Origin of the sequence: Curtobacterium sp. TC1, assembly GCF_019844075.1 — a bacterium.
Classification (GTDB): Bacteria; Actinomycetota; Actinomycetes; order Actinomycetales; family Microbacteriaceae; genus Curtobacterium.
Window position 1 is genome coordinate 1,017,043 of sequence record NZ_CP081964.1, and the last position, 15,649, is coordinate 1,032,691.

The 15,649-nt window shown below is 70.9% G+C and carries 13 protein-coding genes; 9 read left to right on the forward strand and 4 right to left on the reverse strand.

The annotated features are described in order from the left end of the window. Positions 1-8 precede the first annotated feature (8 nt). Positions 9-1,262, reverse strand: a complete 1,254-nt coding sequence (gene xseA, locus KZI27_RS05970) for an exodeoxyribonuclease VII large subunit (protein ID WP_222659896.1) — start codon at positions 1,260-1,262, stop codon at positions 9-11. Positions 1,263-1,387: 125 nt separating this feature from the next. Here xseA and KZI27_RS05975 point away from each other — a divergent pair, with 125 nt between their 5' ends. Together KZI27_RS05975 and KZI27_RS05980 are read left to right on the forward strand one after the other, a co-directional pair. After that, positions 1,388-2,452, forward strand: coding sequence for a 4-hydroxy-3-methylbut-2-enyl diphosphate reductase (locus KZI27_RS05975; protein ID WP_260233085.1), 1,065 nt, complete (start codon positions 1,388-1,390; stop codon positions 2,450-2,452). Next, positions 2,449-3,204 carry a DUF6264 family protein gene (locus KZI27_RS05980; RefSeq protein ID WP_222659898.1) on the forward strand — a complete coding sequence of 252 codons (756 nt, stop codon included), beginning with the start codon at positions 2,449-2,451 and terminating at the stop codon, positions 3,202-3,204. Before KZI27_RS05975 ends, KZI27_RS05980 begins: the two co-directional genes overlap by 4 nt. 57 nt (positions 3,205-3,261) lie before the next feature. On the opposite strand, the gene KZI27_RS05985 is transcribed toward KZI27_RS05980, so the two are convergent. Then, positions 3,262-4,521, reverse strand: coding sequence for a M18 family aminopeptidase (locus KZI27_RS05985; RefSeq protein WP_222659900.1), 1,260 nt, complete (start codon positions 4,519-4,521; stop codon positions 3,262-3,264). A gap of 105 nt (positions 4,522-4,626) precedes the next feature. Then, complete coding sequence (gene fbaA, locus KZI27_RS05990; RefSeq protein ID WP_222659902.1) at positions 4,627-5,655, reverse strand: class II fructose-bisphosphate aldolase; 1,029 nt, start codon at positions 5,653-5,655, stop codon at positions 4,627-4,629. 89 nt (positions 5,656-5,744) lie between these two features. On the opposite strand from fbaA, the gene glpX reads away from it, so the two are divergent. Next, positions 5,745-6,734 (forward strand): class II fructose-bisphosphatase, encoded by a 990-nt coding sequence (gene glpX / locus KZI27_RS05995; RefSeq protein WP_017886722.1) that lies wholly within the window; start codon positions 5,745-5,747, stop codon positions 6,732-6,734. Positions 6,735-6,866: 132 nt separating this feature from the next. On the opposite strand, the gene KZI27_RS06000 is transcribed toward glpX, so the two are convergent. After that, a complete protein-coding gene (locus KZI27_RS06000) occupies positions 6,867-8,129 on the reverse strand; it encodes a DNA recombination protein RmuC (protein WP_222659903.1) in 1,263 nt (420 codons plus the stop codon). 189 nt (positions 8,130-8,318) lie between these two features. Between KZI27_RS06000 and iolC the strand changes: the two genes are divergently transcribed. The 6 genes from iolC to KZI27_RS06030 are packed head-to-tail and all read left to right on the forward strand — an operon-like array spanning position 8,319 to position 15,635. Continuing rightward, positions 8,319-9,350 (forward strand): 5-dehydro-2-deoxygluconokinase, encoded by a 1,032-nt coding sequence (gene iolC, locus KZI27_RS06005; protein ID WP_222659905.1) that lies wholly within the window; start codon positions 8,319-8,321, stop codon positions 9,348-9,350. Continuing rightward, entirely contained in the window at positions 9,343-10,284 is a 942-nt protein-coding gene (locus KZI27_RS06010; RefSeq protein WP_222659907.1) for a class I fructose-bisphosphate aldolase, read from the forward strand. Before iolC ends, KZI27_RS06010 begins: the two co-directional genes overlap by 8 nt. Continuing rightward, positions 10,281-11,792 (forward strand): CoA-acylating methylmalonate-semialdehyde dehydrogenase, encoded by a 1,512-nt coding sequence (locus KZI27_RS06015; protein WP_222659909.1) that lies wholly within the window; start codon positions 10,281-10,283, stop codon positions 11,790-11,792. The genes KZI27_RS06010 and KZI27_RS06015 overlap by 4 nt, the downstream gene beginning before the upstream one ends. An 8-nt stretch (positions 11,793-11,800) precedes the next feature. Beyond that, positions 11,801-12,733, forward strand: coding sequence for a 5-deoxy-glucuronate isomerase (gene iolB / locus KZI27_RS06020; RefSeq protein ID WP_222659910.1), 933 nt, complete (start codon positions 11,801-11,803; stop codon positions 12,731-12,733). Between the two features lie 17 nt (positions 12,734-12,750). Further along, the gene (iolD, locus tag KZI27_RS06025) at positions 12,751-14,658 is read left to right on the forward strand and encodes a 3D-(3,5/4)-trihydroxycyclohexane-1,2-dione acylhydrolase (decyclizing) (protein WP_222661207.1); all 1,908 of its coding nucleotides are present in this window, start codon (positions 12,751-12,753) and stop codon (positions 14,656-14,658) included. 50 nt (positions 14,659-14,708) lie between these two features. Then, a complete protein-coding gene (locus KZI27_RS06030; RefSeq protein WP_222659912.1) occupies positions 14,709-15,635 on the forward strand; it encodes a sugar phosphate isomerase/epimerase family protein in 927 nt (308 codons plus the stop codon). The last annotated feature ends 14 nt before the right edge of the window (positions 15,636-15,649 follow it).

Below are 15,649 nucleotides of genomic sequence, written 5' to 3' on the forward strand. Positions count from 1 at the left end.
CCGACGGGTCAGGCGGCCGACCCCGAACCCGAGCCGTCCGGACCCGGCCCGTCCGGCTCGAGCGTTCCGGTCGCCGTCCCCGCGCCGAGCGTGACGTGCACCGGCGTCTGCCCGGACAGGTCGTCGGACGACCGCACCACGCCACCGTCGGCCCGCTGCACGATCGCGTAGCCACGACGCAGGGTGTCCCGCGGCGAGAGCGCCCGGAGCCTGGCGGTCAGGTGCCCGACCTCGGAGTGCCCCCGCTCGAGCCGGCGGTCGAGCAGCTCCCGCGACCGGGAGAGGTCGCGGGCGACTTCTTCCGCACGGGTGTCGACGAGCCACGCGGTGGACGCGAGCGCGGGCCGCGAGCGGAGTGCCGCGATCCGGTCGGCCTCGACCGCGAGGGTCTGCGACAACCGCAGGCCGATGCGGGCGCGGGCCTGCCGGACGTTCGCGAGCTCTTCCGCGACGTCCGGCACGACACGCTTGGCGGCGTCGGTCGGGGTGGATGCACGGAGGTCCGCGACCTCGTCGAGGATCGGACGGTCGGCCTCGTGCCCGATGGCCGACACGATCGGGGTGCTCGCCGCTGCTGCTGCGCGGACGAGCCCTTCGTCGCTGAAGCCGAGCAGGTTCTGGAAGTCGCCGCCGCCGCGGGCGATGATGATGACGTCCACCGTCGGGTCGGCATCGAGCTCGAGGATCGCCGCCGTGACCTCGCCGACGGTGCGCTCGCCCTGCACCGCGGTGTGGACGGTGCGGAACTCGACCTGCGGCCACCGGAGCTGCGCGTTGCGCTTGACGTCCTTCTCGGCGTCGGAGTCCTTGCCCGTGATCAGGCCGATGCGGTGCGGCAGGAACGGCAGGCGCTTCTTGCGTGCGGGGTCGAACAGGCCCTCTTCGCCCAGGGTGCGGCGCAGGCGTTCGAGTCGTTCGAGCAGGTCACCGAGGCCGACGTGCTTCATCTCGACGACCTGCATGGTCAGCGAGCCGCCCTTGACCCAGTAGTTCGGCTTGACGGCCGCGACGACCCGGTCGCCCTGCTTGATGTCCGCCGGCACCCGGGACCGCACGCTCGACCAGATCGAGAACGAGACCGTGGCGTCGACCTCGACGTCCTTGAGCTTGCCGTACACGTTGCCGCCGGCGACGTTCCACTGCGTGATCTCGCCCTCGATCCACGCGGTGCCGAGCCGGTCGATCCAGTCGCGGAGCTTCGCGCCCAGGAGTGCGACCGGCCACGGGTTGTCGGCCGTCGGCGGGCCTTGTTCGATCGCCATGTCGCTCCTTCTCGTGCGGGACGTCCATCGTGCCCGACACCGGTGACAGCGGGCGAGCGGCGGGATCTCCACGGATGGTGCCCGCGCCCAGGTCGCGCGCGTTCCGCTCACCTATCATCGGGGACGTGACGATCACCAACGGCCACACGGTCCCGCTCGCCCCGCCGCGTGTGCACGCGGCGCGTGGGCGCCTGCGGGACGAGCCGGTCGCCGGTCCGAAGAAGGTGCTGCTCGCAGCCCCGCGCGGCTACTGCGCCGGGGTCGACCGGGCGGTCGTGGCGGTCGAGAAGGCGCTCGAGCAGTACGGCGAGCCCGTCTACGTCCGCAAGCAGATCGTGCACAACGTCCACGTCGTGTCGACCCTCGAGCAGCGCGGCGCGGTCTTCGTCGACGACGTCGCCGAGGTCCCGCGCGGGTCACACGTCGTCTTCAGCGCCCACGGCGTCTCACCGGCCGTCGTGGCAGGGGCTGCCGAACGCGACCTGCACGCCATCGACGCCACCTGCCCCCTGGTCACCAAGGTCCACCGCGAGGCCACCCGCTTCGCGAAGGCCGAGCGCACCATCATCCTCATCGGGCACACCGGCCACGAAGAGGTCGAGGGCACCATGGGCCACGCCCCCGACCGCACGATCCTGGTCAACGGACCGGACGACGTCGCCGCGCTCGACGTCCCCGACCCCGACAACCTGGTCTGGCTGTCGCAGACCACGCTGAGCGTCGACGAGACGATGGAGACCGTCCGCCTGCTGCGCGAGAAGTACCCCACGATCGCGAACCCGCCGTCGGACGACATCTGCTACGCCACCCAGAACCGCCAGGTCGCGATCAAGAAGGTCGCACCGGGCACCGACCTGGTGATCGTGGTCGGCTCCGCCAACTCGTCGAACAGCGTCCGCCTGGTCGAGGTCGCGCTGGAGCACGGCGCGAAGGCCGCGCACCGCGTCGACTACGCGGAGGAGATCCGCCAGGAGTGGCTGGACGGCGTCGCCACCGTCGGCGTCACGAGCGGTGCGTCCGTCCCCGAAGAGCTCGTCGCCGAAGTCCTCGAACAGCTCGCCGACGCCGGGTACGGCGCCGTGGAAGAAGTCGTGACCGCACACGAAGACCTGATGTTCTCGCTCCCCAAGGAGCTCCGCACCGACGCGTCGGGCAACCCGACGCGCGCGCTCGGCGGGCGTCGGGCATGAGCGGCGCGGACGGCTGGGGCTCGGTGCCGCGACGCGAGCCGGGTCACGTCGACGACACGGCGGCAGCCGGCCAGGAGGCCCGGGGCACGTCCCCGACGACGGCCGACGGTGCCGCGAGCGGCCGGGTCCACGGCCGACCCGCCCCCGCGTACGGCGAGTACGCGCCCGAGGGATGGGTCAACCCGGTCCTGGTCGAACGGGAACGACAGGAGCGTGAGCAGCAGGAGCGCGACCGCCGCCAGCAGGCAGCGAGCCAGGCAGGGCGGGACGGTGCGACGGCGTACCGGTCCGGTGCCGGTGCGGGCACCCCGGACGGTGCCGTGCCCGGCGGTCGTCCGGGCGCACCCGACGGGGCGCAGCGAACGACTTCGACGAGCCGGTTCGGCCGCACCCCCGCCGACTTCGTCCTGACGGTCGGGCTGCTCGCCTTCGGACTCATCTCCGTCGTGCAGTCGCTCGCCGTCACGAACGTCGCTTCGACGGTCCGGCGGACCCTCGAGACGCAGTACACGGCGCTGAACGACCCGAGCGCACTGAGCGGTGCCGCGATCATCGGCGCGATCACGAACGTCGTGGTGTTCGCGCTCGTGGCGTGGTGGTCGATCCGCCGGCTCCGGGCACGGAAGCGCACGTTCTGGGTACCGATCGTCGGCGCGGTCGTCGCCACGTTCGTGAGCACCATCGCGTTCATCGTCGTGGTGTTCCAGGACCCGCAGTTCGTCGAGTTCATGATGCGCCAGACCGGCGCCTGACCGCAGCCGGGTCCGGCCGGGCGGGGCTCAGTCCTCCAGGGCTCAGCCCGCCAGTGCTCAGCCCGCCAGGAACGCCGCGACGGCGCCGTGCAGCGACGCCAGGTCCTCGACGTGCACGAGCTCGCGGATCGAGTGCATCGAGAGCAGCCCGACGCCGATGTCGATCGTCGGGATCCCGAGCCGCGTCGCCGCGATCGGGCCGATGGTCGAGCCACCGGGGATCGTGTTCACGTTGACGAACGGCTGCCACGGCACCCCGGCCGTGTCGCACGCGGCGGCCCAAACGGCCTCGCCCTTGGCCTCGGTCATGTAGCGCTGGTTCGCGCTGATCTTCAGCAACGGGCCGGCACCGGGGCGTGGACGGTTCGTCGGGTCGTGCTTCTCCGGCTGGTTCGGGTGCACCAGGTGGCCAGCGTCGCTCGACAGCAGCCACGAGGCGCGGAACGCCCGGGCGGCCTCGGAGCGGGTGGCGCCGAGGCCTTCCTGCACGCGGCCGAGGACGTCCTCGAGGAACGGACCACCGGCTCCGGACGGGGTCGAGGAACCGATCTCCTCGTGGTCGAACGCGGCGAACACGGGGATGTGGTCGCCGTCGACCGGGGCGTCCACGATGCCGCGGAGTCCGGCGTGCACGCTCGTCAGGTTGTCCATCCGGCCCGAGGCCAGGAACTCGCGCTCGATGCCGATGCGGGCGGGGGCCTGGGTGTCGGCGAGGAAGAGGTCCCACGACACGGCATCGGCTCCGAGGCGGGCGCGCAGCCACTCCACGACCGAGGTCCCACCGGCGTCGCCGTCGACCCCGACGATCGGCAGCGTGTGGCGCTGGCGATCGATCTCCTTGCCGTCGTTCACCCCGCGGTCGAGGTGGATGGCGAGGTTCGGGATGCGAGCGACGGCGTCGGTGCTGACGAGCCGGACGCTGCCGTCGGCGTCGACGACCCGGCCGGCGATGCGGAGGTCGCGGTCGAACCAGGTGGACAGGAGCGCGCCGCCGTAGACCTCGACGTTGAGCTGCTCCCAGCCCCCGGTGCGGACGCCGGGGTTCGGCTTCACGCGGAAGCCGGGGGAGTCGGTGTGGGCGCCGAGGATCCGGAACGGGGTCGTCGCCGACGCACCCTCCGGCAGTCGCCACGCGATCACCGCACCGTCGCGGACCACCACGTACGCGCCGGGTTCGGTCGGCCAGGCGTCGAGCTCGGACAGCTCGGTGAACCCGGCTGCGACGAGGCGGTCACGGGACGCCGCTGCCGCGTGGAACGCGGTGGGCGACTCGGTGACGAACTGGGCGAACTCGGAGGCGATGGCGTCGACGGTCACCCGCCCATCGTGGCATGCGGTGGCGGCGACCGGACGCAGAACGGGGCACGTCCGTCGGACGCGCCCCGTTCCTCCCGGCCGGTGGACCCGACCGGACGGACCTGCTCAGCCCTTGGTGTGACCGGCGGAGCCGAGCACCTTCGCGGCCTCGCCCACGCGAGCCGCCATGGCGGACTCGGCGACCTTGCCCCAGGCGCGGGGGTCGTACTGCTTCTTGTTGCCGACCTCGCCGTCGATCTTCAGGACGCCCTCGTAGTTCCGGAACATCGAGTCGGCGATCGACCGCGTGAACGCGTACTGCGTGTCCGTGTCGATGTTCATCTTGATGACGCCGTTGCGGACGGCCTCGTGGATCTCGTCGTCGGTCGAGCCGGAGCCGCCGTGGAAGACGAGGTCGAGGGGGTTCTCGCCGGTGCCGTGCTTGGCCGCGACCGAGGCCTGGATCTCGCCGAGGAGCTCGGGCCGGAGCTTGACGCCCCCCGGCTTGTAGACGCCGTGCACGTTGCCGAAGGTGAGCGCGGCGATCCAACGTCCCTTGTCGCCGAGGCCGAGCGCGTCGACGACCTTCTCGACGTCGTTCGGAGTCGTGTAGAGCGCGTCGTTCGTGCCCTCGTGCTCGACGCCGTCCTCTTCGCCGCCGACGACGCCGATCTCGACCTCGAGGATCGCGTTGATGTTCCGCGTCTTCTCGATCATGGTCTTCGCGATCTCGATGTTCTCGTCGAGCGGCACGGCCGAGCCGTCCCACATGTGCGACTGGAAGATCGGGTTGCGCCCGGCGCGGACCTCTTCCTCGCTCGCCGCGATGAGCGGCAGGACGAAGCCGTCGAGGGCGTCCTTCGGGCAGTGGTCGGTGTGCAGCGCGACCGTGATGTCGTAGTTCTTCGCGACCTCGTGGGCGAACTTCGCCATCGCGAGGGCACCGGCGGCGCGGTTCTTGATGGTGTGGCCGGCGAAGTAGTCGGCACCGCCCGTCGTCACCTGGAGGATGCCGTCCGAGCCGGACTCCTGCAGGCCCTGGAGGACCGCGTTGATGGTCTGCGACGAGGACACGTTGACCGCGGGGTACGCGAACTTGCCCGCCTTCGCGCGTTCGATCATCTCGGCGTACTGTTCCGGCGTTGCGATGGGCACGTGGATCTCCTTCGACTTCGGTGATGTCCCCGCCGATCGTAGTCAGCCGGACTGGAGTGTGACTCGACGGGGGTCGGTAAGCTCAGGTCGTGACTCCCACTACGGAAACCGGCTCCCTGTTCCTCCAGCCCGACCGCAACCTGGCCCTCGAGCTCGTGCGTGCGACGGAGGCCGCCGCGATCCGTGCGCAGCCGTGGGTCGGGCGCGGTGAGAAGAACCTCGCCGACGGCGCCGCGGTCGACGCGATGCGCAAGTTCCTCGGCACGGTGAACTTCGACGGCGTCGTCGTCATCGGTGAGGGCGAGAAGGACAACGCCCCGATGCTCTACAACGGCGAGCACGTCGGCAACGGACACGGTCCGGCCTGCGACATCGCGGTCGACCCGATCGACGGCACCTCGCTCACCGCCGCCGGCCGCCAGAACGCCATCTCCGTCATGGCAGTCTCCGACCGCGGTTCGATGTACGACCCGTCCGCCGTGTTCTACATGGACAAGATCGCCGCCGGTCCCGAGGGTCGCGGTGTCCTGGACCTCGAGAAGCCGATCGGTGACAACATCCGCGCGCTGGCGAAGGCGAAGGGCAAGGACCTCGAGGACATGGTCGTCGCCGTGCTCGACCGTCCCCGCCACGACGAGCTGATCCGTGCGATCCGTGCGACCGGTGCCGGCACGCGACTGCTGCTCGACGGTGACGTCGCCGGTGGCATCGCCGCCGCCCTGCCCGGCTCGACGATCGACATGTGCGTCGGTGTCGGCGGCACCCCCGAGGGCATCATCACCGCGTGCGCGATCAAGGCGCTCGGCGGTGTGATCCTCGGCAAGCTCCAGCCGAAGGACGACGAGGAGCGCGAGCGCGCCATCGCCGCCGGCCACGACCTGGACAAGGTCCTCGACCAGGACGACCTGGTCACCGGTGACAACACGTTCTTCGTCGCCACCGGCGTCACCGACGGTGTCCTGGTCGACGGTGTCCGTCGCTCGCGCGGCGTCATCCACACCGACTCGCTCGTGCTGCGGTCGCGGTCGAACACCATCCGCCGGATCCAGGCGGACCACCGCGCGGAGAAGTGGTTCTGATCCGTCGGCGGTCCTGATCGGCGCAGATCCGCGCTGCACCACTGCAACCCGTCCGAACCACGTGATCCCGTGGTTCGGACGGGTTTTCGTTGTGCGGAGCGGAGCGGAGCAGTGCGGTGCGCCGCTGCGCAGTCAGTCGTCGTCGACGGCGCCGACGAGCTCCGGGGCCGTGAGCAGCCGCGGCTCGTCCTCGATCGACGCCGGGTCGGCGATCACCTTCGACTCGTCGAGCAGCGACAGCCGACGGGCACTCGGCAGGACCTGGCGTTCGAGCGACCCGACGAAGCGGTTGTAGTCGACGACCGAACCGCGGATCGAGCGGCCGAGCTTGTCGACGTGCCCCGCCATCGTGGACAGCCGGCCGTAGAGCTCGCGGGAGACCTTGAAGAGCTCGTGCGCCTCTTGGGAGACGACGTCCTGCTGCCACGAGAACGCCACGGTCTTCAGCACGGACCACAGGGTCACGGGCGAGGCGAGGGCGATGCGCTTGCGGAAGGCGTGGTCGAGCAGGCCGGGGTCGGCGGCGAGGGCGCTCGAGATGAGCGACTCGGACGGGATGAAGGCGACGGTGAGCTCGGGGGAGGCGTCGTACCCGGTCCAGTACTCGCGCGCGGCGAGGGCGTCGACGTGCGCGCGGAGCGCCTTGACGTGCTGCCCGATGAGCGCGTCGCGGCGGGCCCCCTCGGCTCCGGTGGCGGTCGCCGGGATCTCGGCGGCCTGCAGGTAGGCGCTGAACGGCACCTTGGCGTCGACGGCGATGGTCTTGCCGCCGGGCAGGTGCACGACCATGTCGGGTCGGGCGGTGCCGGCCGAGGTGGTGACCGATGACTGCACGTCGAAGTCGACCCGCTCGAGCAACCCGGCGGCCTCGACCACGTTGCGCAGCTGCGTCTCGCCCCACACGCCGCGGGTGCTGTTCGACGACAGGGCACTGGCCAGGGTGTCGGCCGTGGCGCGCAGGCGTTCCTCGGACTCGGCGGCCGACCGGAGCTGGGCGGACAGGGCGCCGTACTGCTCGCTCCGGGACTGCTCGAGCTCGGCGATCTTCGTGCGCATGACGTCGAGGGTCTGCGCGACGGGGCTGAGGGCGGAGAGCACCTTCGACTCGTTCTGGTTCCGGGCCGAGTCCGCGCCGTGCATGCGCTGCACCAGGTGCTCGAGCTCGGCGGAGCGACGCTCGAGGGAGTCGACCTGTCGGCGGTACTGGGCGTCCTGCGCATCGAGGCGCTCCTCGGCGTCGCGGCGGACCTCGTCGAGCCGCGTGCGGAGCGCCTCGGCGCTCGCGCGCGAGGCGGCGGCGTCGACGCCGGCGCGTGACCGCGCGAGCGACCAGGCGACGACCGCACCGACGGCGATGCCGATCACGAGACCGATGACCAGGGCGAGGATCTGCATGTCGTGACCTTGGCAGGACCCACCGACACCGCGCCTCCCGGCACACCGACGCGCCCGCAGAACCGGCGTCACCGGCGACACGGGACCAGCGCAGCAAGCTCCGAATCCCATGTCATGACATTAGGGCAAACAGGGTGTACAGTCGTGAACGTCCGCCGATGAAGCCGCACGGAAGGTCCACCGCGTCGCATGACGAACCAAGCTCCCCACGCCTACGACGTGATCACGATGGGACGCGTCAGCGTCGACATCTACCCGCAGCAGACCGGCCCGCTCGAAGACGTCACGACGTTCTCGAAGTCCGTCGGCGGCAGCGCGACCAACGTCGCCATCGCCGCGGCCCGCCACGGTGCCGACGCAGCGGTCATCACCCGCACCGGCAACGACCCGTTCGGCCGGTACATCGCCCGCACCCTGCCGGAGTTCGGCGTCGCGAACGCCTTCGTCGAGACGGTCGACGGGCTGAACACCCCCGTCGCGTTCTGCGAGATCTTCCCGCCGGACGACTTCCCGCTGTACTTCTACCGGGCCCCGAAGGCACCGGACCTGATGATCACGGCGAAGTCCCTGCCGCTGCACGAGATCGAGCGGGCGAAGATCTTCTGGACGACGGTGACCGGCTTGAGCGAAGAGCCGAGCCGCAGCGCACACCACACCGCGTTCCAGGCGCGGAGCGCCGCCGACGCCCCGACAGCACTGCACACCGTGTTGGACCTGGACTACCGCTCGGTGTTCTGGTCGAGCCCCGAGGCCGCGACGCGCAAGGTCGCCGTCGCCCTCGAGCACGCCACGGTCGCCGTCGGCAACCGCGAGGAGTGCGAGGTCGCCGTCGGCGAGACCGACCCGGTCCGCGCGGCCGACGCCCTGCTCGAGCGCGGGGTCGAGATCGCCATCGTCAAGCAGGGCCCCAAGGGCGTGTTGGCGAAGACCCGCGACGAGTTCGTCGAGTTCCGCCCGCACCACATCGACGTCGTCAACGGGCTCGGCTCCGGTGACGGCTTCGGCGGCGCGCTGACCCACGGCCTGCTGCAGGGCTGGGGCCTCGAGCGGATCCTCGCGTTCTGCAACGCCGCCGGCGCCATCGTCGCGACACGGTTCGAGTGCTCGACGGCCATGCCCACGAGCGACGAGATCGAGTCGTTCATCGCCAGCAACCCCGCCGACGGCACGAACCACACGAGCACGGGTGCGACCAACACCGAGGAGAAGACCCATGCCTGAGATCAGCCCCGCTGACTTCCAGCGCCTCCGGGACATCCGCGCCGGACAGCCCGAACTGGTGCGGTCCGTGCTCGACGCTCGGCACAAGCGCTCCCTGCTCGCCGACGACGGCAAGCTCTTCATCGTCGCCGCCGACCACCCGGCACGCGGTGCCCTGGCGGTCCGGAACGACGAGTCCGCCATGGCCGACCGCTACGACCTGCTCGAGCGGCTCGTCACGGCGCTCGGCCGCCCCGGCGTCGACGGGGTGCTCGGCACGCCCGACATCCTCGAGGACCTGGCACTGCTCGGCGCCCTCGACGGCAAGGTCGTCGTCGGGTCGATGAACCGCGGCGGGCTGCGCGGGGCGACGTTCGAGATGGACGACCGCTACACGGCGTACTCGGCACAGGCCATCAAGGACTCCGGACTCGACTTCGCCAAGCTCCTCGTCCGCATCGCCCTCGAGGACGCGGGCACCGCACCGACGCTCGAGGCCACGGCCCGTGCGGTCAGCGAGGCCGCCGCACTCCAGCTGCCGATCATGCTCGAGCCGTTCATGTCCGCGTGGCAGGACGGCCGGGTCGTGAACGACCTGACCGCCGACGCCGTCATCACCTCGATGGCGATCGCCGCGGGCCTGGGCGAGTCCAGCGCCTACAGCTGGCTCAAGATCCCGGTCGTCGACGACATGGAGCGGGTGATGGCGGCGACGACGCTGCCGACGCTCCTGCTCGGGGGCGACCCGTCGAGCAAGCCGCTCGAGACCTACGCCAAGTGGGCCGACGCCCTCGCGCTCCCCGGCGTGCGCGGCCTGGTCGTCGGCCGCACCCTGCTCTACCCGCCGGACGGCGACGTCGCCACCGCGGTCGACGTGGCCGCGGGTCTCGTCCACACCGGCAGCGCCGGCGCCACGCACGCAGCAACCACCACACTCGAAGGAAGCAACGCATGACCACCACGGAGACCGCCACCACCACCGTCGGCCACTGGATCGGCGGCAAGCACGTCGAGTCCGCGTCGGGCAACAGCGCCCCCGTGTACGACCCGGCACTGGGCGTCGCGACGAAGCAGGTCGCCCTGGCGAACGAGGACGAGATCCAGGCCGCCATCGCGAGTGCCAAGGCGGCGTTCCCGGCGTGGAGCAACCTGTCGCTCACCAAGCGCCAGCAGATCCTCTTCTCGTTCCGCGAGATCCTGAACCGCGACAAGGGCGAGCTCGCCGAGATCATCACGAGCGAGCACGGCAAGGTCATCGACGACGCCCTGGGCGAGATCGCCCGTGGGCAGGAGGTCGTGGAGCTCGCCACGAACATCCCGAGCCTGATGAAGGGCGAGTTCTCCGACCAGGTCTCGACCGGCATCGACGTCTACTCGATCCGGCAGCCGCTCGGTGTCGTGGGCATCATCAGCCCGTTCAACTTCCCGGCGATGGTGCCGCTGTGGTTCCTGCCGATCGCGATCGCCGCGGGCAACACCGTCGTGCTGAAGCCGTCCGAGAAGGACCCGAGCGCCGCCATCTGGCTCGCCGAGAAGTTCACCGAGGCCGGTCTGCCCGACGGCGTCTTCAACGTGCTCAACGGCGACAAGCTCTCGGTCGACGGGCTGCTGACCAGCCCGGACGTCGAGTCGATCTCGTTCGTCGGTTCCACGCCGATCGCGCAGTACGTCTACGAGACCGGCACGAAGCACGGCAAGCGCGTGCAGGCCCTCGGCGGCGCGAAGAACCACATGCTCGTGCTGCCGGACGCCGACCTCGACCTGGTCGCGGACAACGCCATCAACGCGGGCTTCGGCTCCGCCGGTGAGCGCTGCATGGCGATCTCGGTCGTCGTCGCCGTCGAGCCGGTGGCCGACGAGCTCATCCAGAAGATCACGGACCGCGCGGCGACCCTGCGCATCGGCGACGGTCGTCGCGGGTGCGACATGGGCCCGCTCGTCACGAAGCAGCACCGTGACAAGGTCGCCTCGTACATCGAGGTCGCAGAGCAGGACGGTGCGGTGGTTGTGGTGGACGGCCGCACCGTCCGACCCGACGGCGACGAGAACGGCTTCTGGCTGGGCCCGACGCTGATCGACCAGGTCCCCACCACGAGCCGCGTCTACACCGAGGAGATCTTCGGCCCGGTGCTGAGCGTCGTCCGCGTCGCCACGTACGAAGAGGGCCTCGAGCTCATCAACTCCGGTGCGTACGGCAACGGGACCGCCATCTTCACCAACGACGGCGGCGCCGCCCGTCGCTTCCAGCGCGACGTGCAGGTCGGCATGATCGGCATCAACGTCCCGATCCCCGTGCCGGTCGCGTACTACTCGTTCGGCGGCTGGAAGAACTCGCTGTTCGGTGACCACAAGGCGTACGGCGCCGACGGCGTGAGCTTCTTCACCCGCCAGAAGGCGATCACGAGCCGTTGGCTCGACCCGTCGCACGGCGGCATCAACCTCGGCTTCCCGTCGAACAACTGACCCGCAGCATGGCGAACGAACAGCACGAGCACGACCAGTGGTTCATCCCGGCGGGCTCCCGGCCCGAGGCGGGCTGGACCGACGTCATCGACGGTCGCATCGCAGGATGGACGCACACCGGGCTCCGGACCGGCACCCTGACGGACAGCGACCCGACCGGCACACGCGAGCTGCGCCTCCCGGCCGACGCCGTGGAGCGCATCGTCGTGCCGCTCGCCGGGGCGTTCCACGTGACCTACGCGGGCGACGCCGGTGACGGCGAGCAGGTCCTGCAGGGGCGCGCGAGCGTGTTCGAGGGTCCCACCGACGTCCTGTACCTGGGGTCCGGCACCGCGGCGACGATCACCGGCAGCGGCCGGTTCGCGGTCGCCGAGGCGCCCACGGACACCGTCAAGCCGACCACCTACGTGGCCCGGCAGGACGTGCCGGTCGAGCTCCGCGGTGCCGGGCAGTCCAGCCGCCAGGTGCACAACTTCGGCACCCCGGCCGCCCTCGACGCGGACAAGTTCATCGTGTGCGAGGTGATCACGCCGGCCGGCAACTGGTCGTCGTACCCGCCGCACAAGCACGACACGAACGTGCCCGGCGAGGAGTCGAACCTCGAGGAGATCTACTACTACGAGTCCGCGGTCGCACGCGGCCTCTCCGCGCCGGCCACCGCCGATCCGTTCGCGCTGCACCGGACCTACGCCTCGGACGACCGTCCGATCGACGAGTTCCGCGAAGTCCGCACCGGCGACGTCGCCCTCGTCCCGCACGGGTGGCACGGCCCCGCCGTCGCCGCTCCGGGCTACGACATGTACTACCTCAACGTGATGGCCGGGCCCGACCCGGAGCGCGTCTGGAACATCACCGACGACCCGGCGCACGGCTGGGTCCGCCAGGTGTGGGAGAGCGAGCAGCTCGACCCGCGCCTGCCCTACGAAAGGAAGCAGGCGTGACCACCACCACGCGCCGGATGACCGTCGGTCAGGCACTCGTCGAGTTCCTGGCCAACCAGTGGACCGTCGACGGCGACGTCCGCGAACGCACCATCCCGGGGATCTTCGGCATCTTCGGGCACGGCAACGTCGCCGGCGTCGGACAGGCCATCAAGCAGCTCCACGTCGAGCAGCCCGGACTGCTGCCGTACCACCAGGCCCGCAACGAGCAGGCGATGGTGCACGAGGCCGTCGGCTTCGCCCGCATGCACCGCCGCCGTGCGACCTTCGCCGCGACGGCGTCGGTCGGTCCGGGTGCCGCGAACATGCTCACCGCCGCCGCGCTCGCGACGACGAACCGCCTGCCCGCACTGCTGCTGCCGTCGGACACGTTCGCGACGCGGACCACCGACCCGGTGCTCCAGCAGATCGAACTGCCGCACGACACCTCCCTGCAGGTGACCGACGCGTTCCGTCCGCTGTCGCGCTACTTCGACCGTGTCGAGCGCCCCGAGCAGCTGTTCTCGATCGCCCTCGCGGCGATGCGGGTGCTGACCGACCCGGCCGAGACCGGTGCCGTGACGATCGCCCTGCCGGAGGACGTGCAGGCCGAGGAGTTCGACGTCCCCGTCGCGTTCCTGCAGCCGCGCGAGTGGCACATCCGTCGGCCGCTGCCCGAGCACGGACCGCTGGCGCGTGCGGTCGCCGCGATCCGGGCGGCGGAGCGCCCCGTCATCGTCGCGGGCGGTGGCGTGCTGTACTCCGGCGCGGAGCACGAGCTCGCCGCCTTCGTCGAGGCCACCGGCATCCCGGTCGGCACCTCGCAGGCCGGCGGCGGCTCGCTCGTCTGGGACCACCCGCAGTCCCTGGGTGGCATCGGCGCGACCGGCACGGCCGCGGCGAACGCGGTCGCCGCGCAGGCGGACGTCGTGATCGGGATCGGGACGCGCTACAGCGACTTCACGACCGCGTCGCGGACCGCGTTCCAGAACCCGGACGTCACGTTCGTGAACGTCAACGTGGCCGCGTTCGACGCCTACAAGCACGGTTCGCAGCTGCCGCTGATCGCGGATGCCCGGGAGGCCCTGGTCGCGTTGACCGCGGCGCTCACGTCGACCGGGTCGTCACCCGCAGAGCCCGCGTACGTCGTCGACGCCGCCTACGCTGCGGAGATCGCGTCGCTGAAGGCCGCGTGGGACGCAGCCGTCGACGGCGCGTTCGCGCCGTCCGGCGCGGACCTGCCCGGCCAGCCGGAGATCATCGGCGCCGTGCAGTCGGTGTCCGACCCGCGCGACGTCGTCATCCAGGCGGCCGGCTCGCTGCCCGGCGACCTGCACAAGCTCTGGCGCGTGCGGGACGCCCTCGGCTACCACGTCGAGTACGCGTTCTCGTGCATGGGCTACGAGATCGCCGGCGGCATCGGCGTCCGTCGTGGCGCCCCGGACCGCGACGCGATCGTCATGGTCGGCGACGGCAGCTACCTCATGCTGCACACCGAGCTCGTCACCGCCGTGGCCGAGGGCATCAAGATCATCGTGGTGCTCATCCAGAACCACGGGTACGCGTCGATCGGGCACCTGTCCGAGACCGTCGGGTCCGAGCGCTACGGCACGAAGTACCGCTACCTGGACGAGACGCAGTCGTTCGACAACGGCGACCCGCTGCCCGTCGACCTCGCGGCGAACGCGCGGTCGTACGGCGTCGACGTGCTCGAGGTCCAGCCGGGCCCGGACAGCATCGAGGACCTCAAGGCCGCGCTGCGTCAGGCGAAGGCGAACGACCACACCACCCTCGTGCACATCAACTCGGACCCGCTGGTCTACGCCCCCGAGGGCGACGGCTGGTGGGACGTGCCGGTCGCGCAGACCTCGACGCTGTCGAGCACGCAGACCGCCCGCACCGAGTACGAGCAGCAGGTCGCCGCCCAGCGCCCGCTGCTCGGCTGAGCACCACCGTCCACCACACGCACCACACCCAGAGAGCAGACGACGACGTCATGACCGACACCGCCACCGCAACCGACGCCATCCGGATCGGCACCGCCCCCGACTCGTGGGGCGTCTGGTTCCCCGACGACCCGAACCAGGTCCCGTGGGAGCGCTTCCTCGACGAGGCGGCCGCCGCCGGGTACGAGTGGATCGAGCTCGGACCGTACGGCTACCTGCCGACCGACCCGTCGCAGCTGTCGGACGAGCTCGAGTCGCGCGGGCTGAAGCTCTCCGCCGGCACCGTGTTCACCGGGTTCCACAAGGGCGAGGACCAGTTCCAGCGCGCCTGGGACCAGGCCGTGGCGGTCGCGGGTCTGGCGGCCAAGCTCGGCGCCCAGCACCTCGTGACGATCCCGGACCTCTGGCGCTCGGACGCCACGGAAGAGGTGCTCGAGTCGCGCACCCTGACCGACGAGCAGTGGGACCGCCTCGGCACGGGGCACGACCAGCTCGGCAAGGCGCTGCTCGAGGAGTACGGCGTCCACCAGCAGTTCCACACGCACGCCGACAGCCACGTCGGCACCTACAAGGAGACCGTGCGGTTCCTCGAGGTGACGAACCCGGAGTACACGAACCTCTGCCTCGACACCGGTCACTTCGCGTACTACGGCGGCGACAACCTCAAGCTCATCGCCGCGCACCCGGAGCGCATCGGGTACCTGCACCTCAAGCAGGTCGACACCGACCTGCTGTTCGACGTGCTGAAGAACGACGTGCCGTTCGCCACCGCCGTGTCGCAGGGCATCATGACCGAGCCGCCGCACGGTACCCCGGAACTCGCCCCGATCATCGAGGCCGTCGCGAAGATCAACCCGGACGTCTTCGGCATCGTCGAGCAGGACATGTACGGCTGCTCGGTCGACGCCCCCGGCCCGATCGCCGAGCGCACGTTCCAGCACATCTTCGGTTCCACGTCCGCCGCCCGCGTGTCCTGACCGGCCACCGACAG